Origin of the sequence: Dysgonomonas sp. UBA7630 (assembly GCF_002483985.1) — a bacterium.
Lineage (GTDB): Bacteria > Bacteroidota > Bacteroidia > Bacteroidales > Dysgonomonadaceae > Dysgonomonas.
This window is the reverse complement of sequence record NZ_DLIY01000009.1, coordinates 1-6159: the sequence shown is the minus strand read 5'-3', so window position 1 is coordinate 6159 and position 6159 is coordinate 1. Positions and strand designations below refer to the sequence as shown.

At 35.0% G+C, this 6159-nt stretch carries 9 protein-coding genes; all 9 read left to right on the top strand.

Features of this window, described 5'->3' with window-relative positions; genetic code table 11:
- Positions 1-429: 429 nt before the first annotated feature.
- The 9 genes from B3P17_RS03335 to B3P17_RS03295 all read left to right on the top strand — a co-directional run bounded on the left by B3P17_RS03335 (position 430) and on the right by B3P17_RS03295 (position 5778).
- Entirely contained in the window at positions 430-714 is a 285-nt protein-coding gene (locus B3P17_RS03335; RefSeq protein ID WP_006844249.1) for a GlsB/YeaQ/YmgE family stress response membrane protein, read from the top strand.
- A 32-nt stretch (positions 715-746) separates the two neighbouring features.
- A complete protein-coding gene (locus tag B3P17_RS03330; protein WP_006844250.1) occupies positions 747-1250 on the top strand; it encodes an outer membrane beta-barrel protein in 504 nt (167 codons plus the stop codon).
- 24 nt (positions 1251-1274) lie between these two features.
- Positions 1275-2444 (top strand): OmpA family protein, encoded by a 1170-nt coding sequence (locus B3P17_RS03325; RefSeq protein ID WP_291103336.1) that lies wholly within the window; start codon positions 1275-1277, stop codon positions 2442-2444.
- A gap of 17 nt (positions 2445-2461) precedes the next feature.
- Positions 2462-2743 carry a hypothetical protein gene (locus B3P17_RS03320; protein ID WP_291103333.1) on the top strand — a complete coding sequence of 94 codons (282 nt, stop codon included), beginning with the start codon at positions 2462-2464 and terminating at the stop codon, positions 2741-2743.
- A 76-nt stretch (positions 2744-2819) separates the two neighbouring features.
- Positions 2820-3050: a hypothetical protein gene (locus B3P17_RS03315; RefSeq protein ID WP_006844253.1), complete on the top strand. Its 231-nt coding sequence runs from the start codon at positions 2820-2822 to the stop codon at positions 3048-3050.
- Between the two features lie 79 nt (positions 3051-3129).
- Positions 3130-3537, top strand: a complete 408-nt coding sequence (locus B3P17_RS03310) for a hypothetical protein (protein WP_291103329.1) — start codon at positions 3130-3132, stop codon at positions 3535-3537.
- A 13-nt stretch (positions 3538-3550) separates the two neighbouring features.
- Positions 3551-4531, top strand: a complete 981-nt coding sequence (locus B3P17_RS03305) for an alpha/beta hydrolase (RefSeq protein ID WP_006844255.1) — start codon at positions 3551-3553, stop codon at positions 4529-4531.
- 13 nt (positions 4532-4544) lie between these two features.
- Positions 4545-4754 carry a hypothetical protein gene (locus B3P17_RS03300; protein WP_006844256.1) on the top strand — a complete coding sequence of 70 codons (210 nt, stop codon included), beginning with the start codon at positions 4545-4547 and terminating at the stop codon, positions 4752-4754.
- Positions 4755-5478: 724 nt separating this feature from the next.
- Positions 5479-5778 (top strand): RNA recognition motif domain-containing protein, encoded by a 300-nt coding sequence (locus B3P17_RS03295; RefSeq protein ID WP_291103320.1) that lies wholly within the window; start codon positions 5479-5481, stop codon positions 5776-5778.
- Positions 5779-6159: the final 381 nt, after the last annotated feature.

The window sequence follows — 6159 nt, the reverse complement described above, 5'->3', positions numbered from 1 at the left end:
GAAAGCTTTTGGGAAGATATGATGATAACATTCCAATTTCCAGTAGATTCCAGGCTAGTAGCTATATTATAACCTATGACACTATTTCCTTCTGTAATTAAAGCTGTCTTCTTTTTCTGATTTGGAGACCCGATTCTCATCCTTCCTTTCATATGCAAAATGTATTGAATAGCTTATAAAGGAAATAATTTGCCTAATATATTTTGTTATACATTTTTGCTTATTAATTACATAATTCACAGATTAACAAGTCATATCTATTTTTCAATTGTTTTAACTATAGAAAGACAGATATCTGTCAGATACAATTTAAAGCATAATCTGAGTATTATGTATGAAAAAATAAAAGCATTCGCCGGATTGTCAACACCGCTATGCTCCATCACTTCCGGTTGACTGAAAATCAAATAATAATTAAAAACAAAGAAAATGGAATTAGGTATCATTGGTTCAATAGTCATTGGCGTCCTTGCAGGTTTTATAGCCGGTTACATTACAAAAGGACGTGGTTTCGGTTTAATTGTAAACCTGATAGTGGGTTTAATCGGAGCGGTCTTAGGCGGATTTCTTTTCAGCGTACTAGGTATAAATTGGGGTGGGATTGTAGGAATGCTGATTGTGTCAGTTGTCGGTGCAGTTGTCTTTTTATGGATACTATCTTTATTTGGCGGGTATAATCGCAATAATAAGTCCGGAGGTAAATCTAACGGTTAGATTATTTAGTTGTAAATAATAAAAAATAAATTATGAAAAAAATCATATTATTACTTGCTTGCATAGCTACAGGACTTAGTCTTTCCGCCCAAAAAGGAGACAAAGCTGCTATTGGCAGTTTAGGTTATCAAACCGATTATAAACGTTTTGCAATCGGTGTACAGGGACGATATAACATCCTGGATAATGTACGTATAGCTCCCGATATTACATTTTATTTCCCCAAAGATAAAGTAACAGGATTGGACGTTATGTTAAATGTGCATTATGTCTTCAAACTTCCACAAGAAAGAATATCAGTCTTCCCTTTAGCCGGCTTGGGTATACAAAATAATTTTTATGGAAGACAATCAGTTACAATCGGGGGAACAGAACAAAAAACAGATTCTCATACAGAAACAGATTTAGCATTCAATCTGGGAGGAGGTATTACCTACCAAGTAGATGACAGGTTCTTTTTGAATGCTGAGGCTCGATTTATATTAGGAGACAACGACTGTGCTGTAATCCTGATTGGATACGGATACAAATTTTAAATAAAAAATTATACAAATACAATTATGAAAAAGATTATACTACTTTTTATTATTACACTTTCAGCGGTTACCTTATCAGCTCAGCAAAAAGAAGGCCAAAGTGCCCAAGCGGGTAGTAATACTACATTTGTTGATAACGGTTTCTGGGATAACTGGTTTATCGGAGCCGGAGCCGGGGCAAATATCTATTTCGGAGACAAAGATGTAGATGCTACTTTTTGGAGACGGATGACGGTAACCCCTAATTTCCAGTTTGGCAAATGGTTTAATCCTTATTCCGGAGCACGGATCAAACTATCAGGAGGGACGAATATTCATACCTTTAATAATGATGCCTCCCTGATGACCCGCAACAGGTACGTGAGCGCTGAACTAAATTATATGTGGAATGTGACCGATTACCTGATGCCTTATAATGCTGACCGTGTTTACGCTTTCATTCCTTATATCGGTATGGGCTGGGCTTACGGCTGGGACTACAAAAAACTACCTGAGTATGCAAGCAACAGCAATCACGTAAACAGTGTAACATTTGATGCAGGTATCATTAACCGTTTCAGATTTTCGCCACGCGTTGCCCTTGATATTGAACTATCGGGTAAATTGCTCAAAGATGAATTTGACCAACGCACAGGAAGCAAAAGAGGTTATGATCTTTTGGGAACAGCCTCTGCCAGTCTTGTTTTCACAGTCGGAAAGAAAGCGGTATTTACCGAAGCAATACTAAGGGATCAGTCTGAAATAGACAATTTGAACAACACGATCAATATGCAGCGTGCTGATATGGCAAGATTAGCGCAGCGCCCGGTTGAACAGGCAGAACCTACTGTCGTTGTAAAAGAAGTTATCAGGGAAGTCCAGGTTAGCGAAGAACCTGTCAATAATGTTGTCCTGTTCGGTATTAACAAGGTAAAGGTTGAATCCCACCAGGAAGTCAATGTTTATAATGTAGCCAAATATCTGAAAGAAAATCCGGATAAGAAAGTCAGGGTTATCGGCTATACCGATAAGGAAACAGGAACGGCCGTCATAAATGAAAAATTATCCAGACAAAGGGCTCAAAATGTGGCTGACGTCATCACCGGCAAATACGGGATAAATCAGGATCGTGTTATTGTTGAATGGGAAGGCCAGACCAACCCTCCTTTCGATGTAATGGAGTGGAACCGTGCCGTAATTTTATATATTGAATAATAAAAGAAGAAGGAAAGATGAAAAAGATTTTAAATATATTGTTTATCTCAGGATGGGTGTTAATACTCTCCTCATGCAATACAAAAACTGGAGCAGACAAAGACTTTGAGAATATGAAAGATTCTGTAAATAAGTCTATTGATAAAGCGGCTGATAAAACAAAAGAGGATGCCGGGGAGGTAAAAGATTCCTGGAATCAGACAAAAGATGCTGTTGATAAAAAAGCAGATACAATCAAGAGCAATATAAAGAAAGACGTCAAAGATATAAAGGAAGATGTTAAGAAAAAATTAGATTGACATCCCAACACGGTGAAAATGCCGACCGATCAGAATAAATAAAGAGGTCGGCTTATTTCAAATTAAACAAAGAAAAATGAAAAAGATTATAAGTATACTGTCTATCTCAGTATTTGTATTCGTTTCATGCAATACAACAAGAGGCGCCGGGAAAGATTATGAAAACGCAAAAGAATCGGTCACTGAATCTGTCGATAAAGCCGTTGATAAAACAAAAGAGGGTGTCGGCAATGTAAAAGATTCATGGAATAATACAAAGTCGGATACCATCAAAACTGTTATAAAGAAAGATGTTCCGGTAAAATAGTATTATATCCGGACTATGTGAAAATGCCAACCGATCACAATAAATAAAAAGGTTGGCTTATCTCAAAGATGAATATAATATGAAAAAGTTACTGATTCTAAGTATAATGATATTAACGGTTGTTGGTTTTATGTCTTGCGGAGACGATGACGACGATGCTCCGGCATTAGGTGCCAATGTGCAGGTTACAGTAAAGAACTTAGTGGGTACTATCCAACCCAATACTACTGTTTACTTATACAAGGATACGAAAGTAGATAGTTCTACAAAAAGTGCTGACGCGGACAAACATGTTGTAACAGATCAGAATGGTGTTGCGACATTCAGTTTAAATTTTACAGAATTAAATCTATTAGAATCCAAAACGACTCTGTCTTTTGCCGTCTTTTATGAGGTTGGAGGTGTTGAATTTATTGCTCCGGGCAGTACTAGTGTGACTGTAAAGAGAAATGATGAGAAAAAACTGAATCTTATAATTCCAATCTAAAAAGAAGAAATACATGGAAGAACAAATAGAAAAAGAAGATGATTATCAGAAAGATAATCATCTGAGTGTTGGAGTAAAAAAATATTTAAAAGTGCTGAATGATGGAGTTCCTGTTGAAACATTATCGAAAGAGGATGCCCGCAATGTTCTTGTAACAGCACAGAATGGAGTGAAAGTAGATTTATCAGGGATTGAAGAATCTGAAAAAATAATTACAGATAAAGATTATCCGGTAAAACTAACGATTGTTCGTCCTAAGGGAATAACAAAAAAACTACCCGCTTTTATTTTTATACATGGAGGTGGGTGGATTTTAGGTGACTATAATACGTATAAACGGATGGTACGCGACTTAGTCATAGAATCGGGATATGCCGCTGTTTTCATAAATTATAACCCTTCGCCAGAAGCTAAGTATCCACAGGCTATCAATGAAATTTATGCAGCTACCAAGTGGGTATCAAAGCATGGAGACGAAATAAATATAGACAGTAAACGTCTGGCTCTGGTCGGAAATAGTGCCGGAGGAAATATGGCTATTGCTACCAGCTTATTGGCAAAGAAAAATAATGATTCATTTATCAAAGTTCAGATTTTATTATGGCCCGTGACAAACACTGATTTCGATACAGAATCGTACAAAATGTATGGTGAACAAAGATTTTTGACTGCATCAATGATGAAATGGATGTTCGATCAGTATACAGCCGATTTAAAACAACGTAAAGAGATTTACCTTTCACCTCTTTTGGCTTCTATTGATGAACTTAGGGGATTACCACCTACCATCGTACAGGTGGCAGAAAATGATATATTGAGGGATGAGGGCGAAGCGTTTGGGCGTAAGCTCGATGAAGCAGGAGTCGATGTTACAACTATCCGTTACAATGGTGTAATTCATGATTTCGGGCTATTGAATGGGTTAGCAGCCTCACCCCAAACACGTTCGATGGTCATATATTCGGCAGGTATATTAAAATATTATCTCAAATAAATAAAAAATAGTTATGAAAAAAGTATTATTTGGTCTAGTAATTGGCTCTTTAGCAGGGTATTTAATTCGTAAGCTGCAAGACGATGGGCAATTTGACTGTATTTATGACAATGCTAACAAATTTTTCAGGAAATCAAAGAAAGATTTAAAGAATATAACCGATATTGTTAAAAACGAAGCCGGATATTTAAAAGATCGAGTAGAGGTGAAAACTGAAAAATAAAAAAGAATGTTTTTTCGATTCTTCCGGTAAATGAAATACGGTAAATAAAAATACCATTTAGGGAAATTATTCCTTAAATGGTATTTGCCGTATGTTTTACAAAGATTAGGAATAAAGCTAGAGACCTCTGATCTATACCCATACGATCAAATTTCATATACATATATAATAGGAATTACACATCTAACGAGTCCATAAAGGTATATAATCACACAATGGTATATCTGTAATATACCTACATAGAGCTTCCTATTGCTTTACCCTGTTATTGGATACAATAAATACTTTCATTTAATGCTTATTTACTCCATCTGTCATATTTTAATCGTTTAAACCAAAAAAAGGAATCTACAATGAAAAGTAGAATGAAAGGAAGCATAAGTAAAATACTTATAAATGTTTTTATCCCCAATCCATTGAATTCTCATTCGGATGTAATCTCTTAGCAGGCACAAATACCGAAAAATTTCTATAGATATAAAATGGGGTTGTGTTTGTTAGTTAAAATATTTGTTATTCGTATAAAAAAAACAATAATTAACTATATGTCAGTATTTTATAGCAAAAAGGCAGTGATCTTTAAATACTTAGACGTATCTTTGTATTAAAGATTTGAGTTTTTATTACAAATTTCATACTTATCCTTTAATTCCGCAGATTTTGAGTTTAAAGTGCTTATTTGCCGTAATTCTCTTCTGATTATTTATTTTATAATTTTTTTACAATGAACATTTTTATCGCAGGTTTGAGTTACGATGTTAACGATGCCGATTTAAACACTCTTTTTAAGGAGTATGGAGTTATTAATTCAGCTAAAGTTATTATGGATCGTAGTACCAGCAGGTCTAAAGGCTGCGGGTTTGTTGAAATGGACAACAACGAAGATGCAAATAAAGCAATTTCAAAACTGAACGGAGTTGAATATGATGGAAGAACTATCTCAGTCTCAGAAGCAAGACCTCGTCAGGAAAGAAATAACAACTCTTATGGTAACAATAGAGGAGGTTATAACAACAGATATTGACAAATATTTTACAGATTCAATATAAAAATAAGGTAGCTCAATCGGGCTACCTTATTTTATTTACTCTCGATCATATTTTTATCTTAGTAAAAAATATCTATAGAAAATAAGTTGCTGATAGATGGATTTTAGATAAGATCTTTCAGCGTAGAGATACAACATTGAACAATATGTACTCCAATATTTTGAACTCTGTTTTTTATAAGTAGAGCTGTATATTGATCTACAATACCACACTTTTTTAGGTGTAGAAACAACTATATTTCCGATCCTGATTTTTTGTTTATTTGTCAGATCAGGAGGAGTACTGGTCATAACCTAATTTAAAAAGATATAGGAAAACGTGATGAAGAAAACGCTTTTAGACACTATCCAGTAAAC

Excerpts from the sequence above, each read along its gene's own strand:
- B3P17_RS03300 (WP_006844256.1), top strand. The coding sequence starts at position 4,545 with ATGAAAAAAGTATTATTTGGTCTAGTAATTGGCTCTTTAGCAGGGTAT.
- B3P17_RS03335 (WP_006844249.1), top strand. The coding sequence starts at position 430 with ATGGAATTAGGTATCATTGGTTCAATAGTCATTGGCGTCCTTGCAGGT.
- B3P17_RS03330 (WP_006844250.1), top strand. The coding sequence starts at position 747 with ATGAAAAAAATCATATTATTACTTGCTTGCATAGCTACAGGACTTAGT.
- B3P17_RS03325 (WP_291103336.1), top strand. The coding sequence starts at position 1,275 with ATGAAAAAGATTATACTACTTTTTATTATTACACTTTCAGCGGTTACC.
- B3P17_RS03295 (WP_291103320.1), top strand. The coding sequence starts at position 5,479 with ATGAACATTTTTATCGCAGGTTTGAGTTACGATGTTAACGATGCCGAT.
- B3P17_RS03310 (WP_291103329.1), top strand. The coding sequence starts at position 3,130 with ATGAAAAAGTTACTGATTCTAAGTATAATGATATTAACGGTTGTTGGT.
- B3P17_RS03320 (WP_291103333.1), top strand. The coding sequence starts at position 2,462 with ATGAAAAAGATTTTAAATATATTGTTTATCTCAGGATGGGTGTTAATA.
- B3P17_RS03305 (WP_006844255.1), top strand. The coding sequence starts at position 3,551 with ATGGAAGAACAAATAGAAAAAGAAGATGATTATCAGAAAGATAATCAT.
- B3P17_RS03315 (WP_006844253.1), top strand. The coding sequence starts at position 2,820 with ATGAAAAAGATTATAAGTATACTGTCTATCTCAGTATTTGTATTCGTT.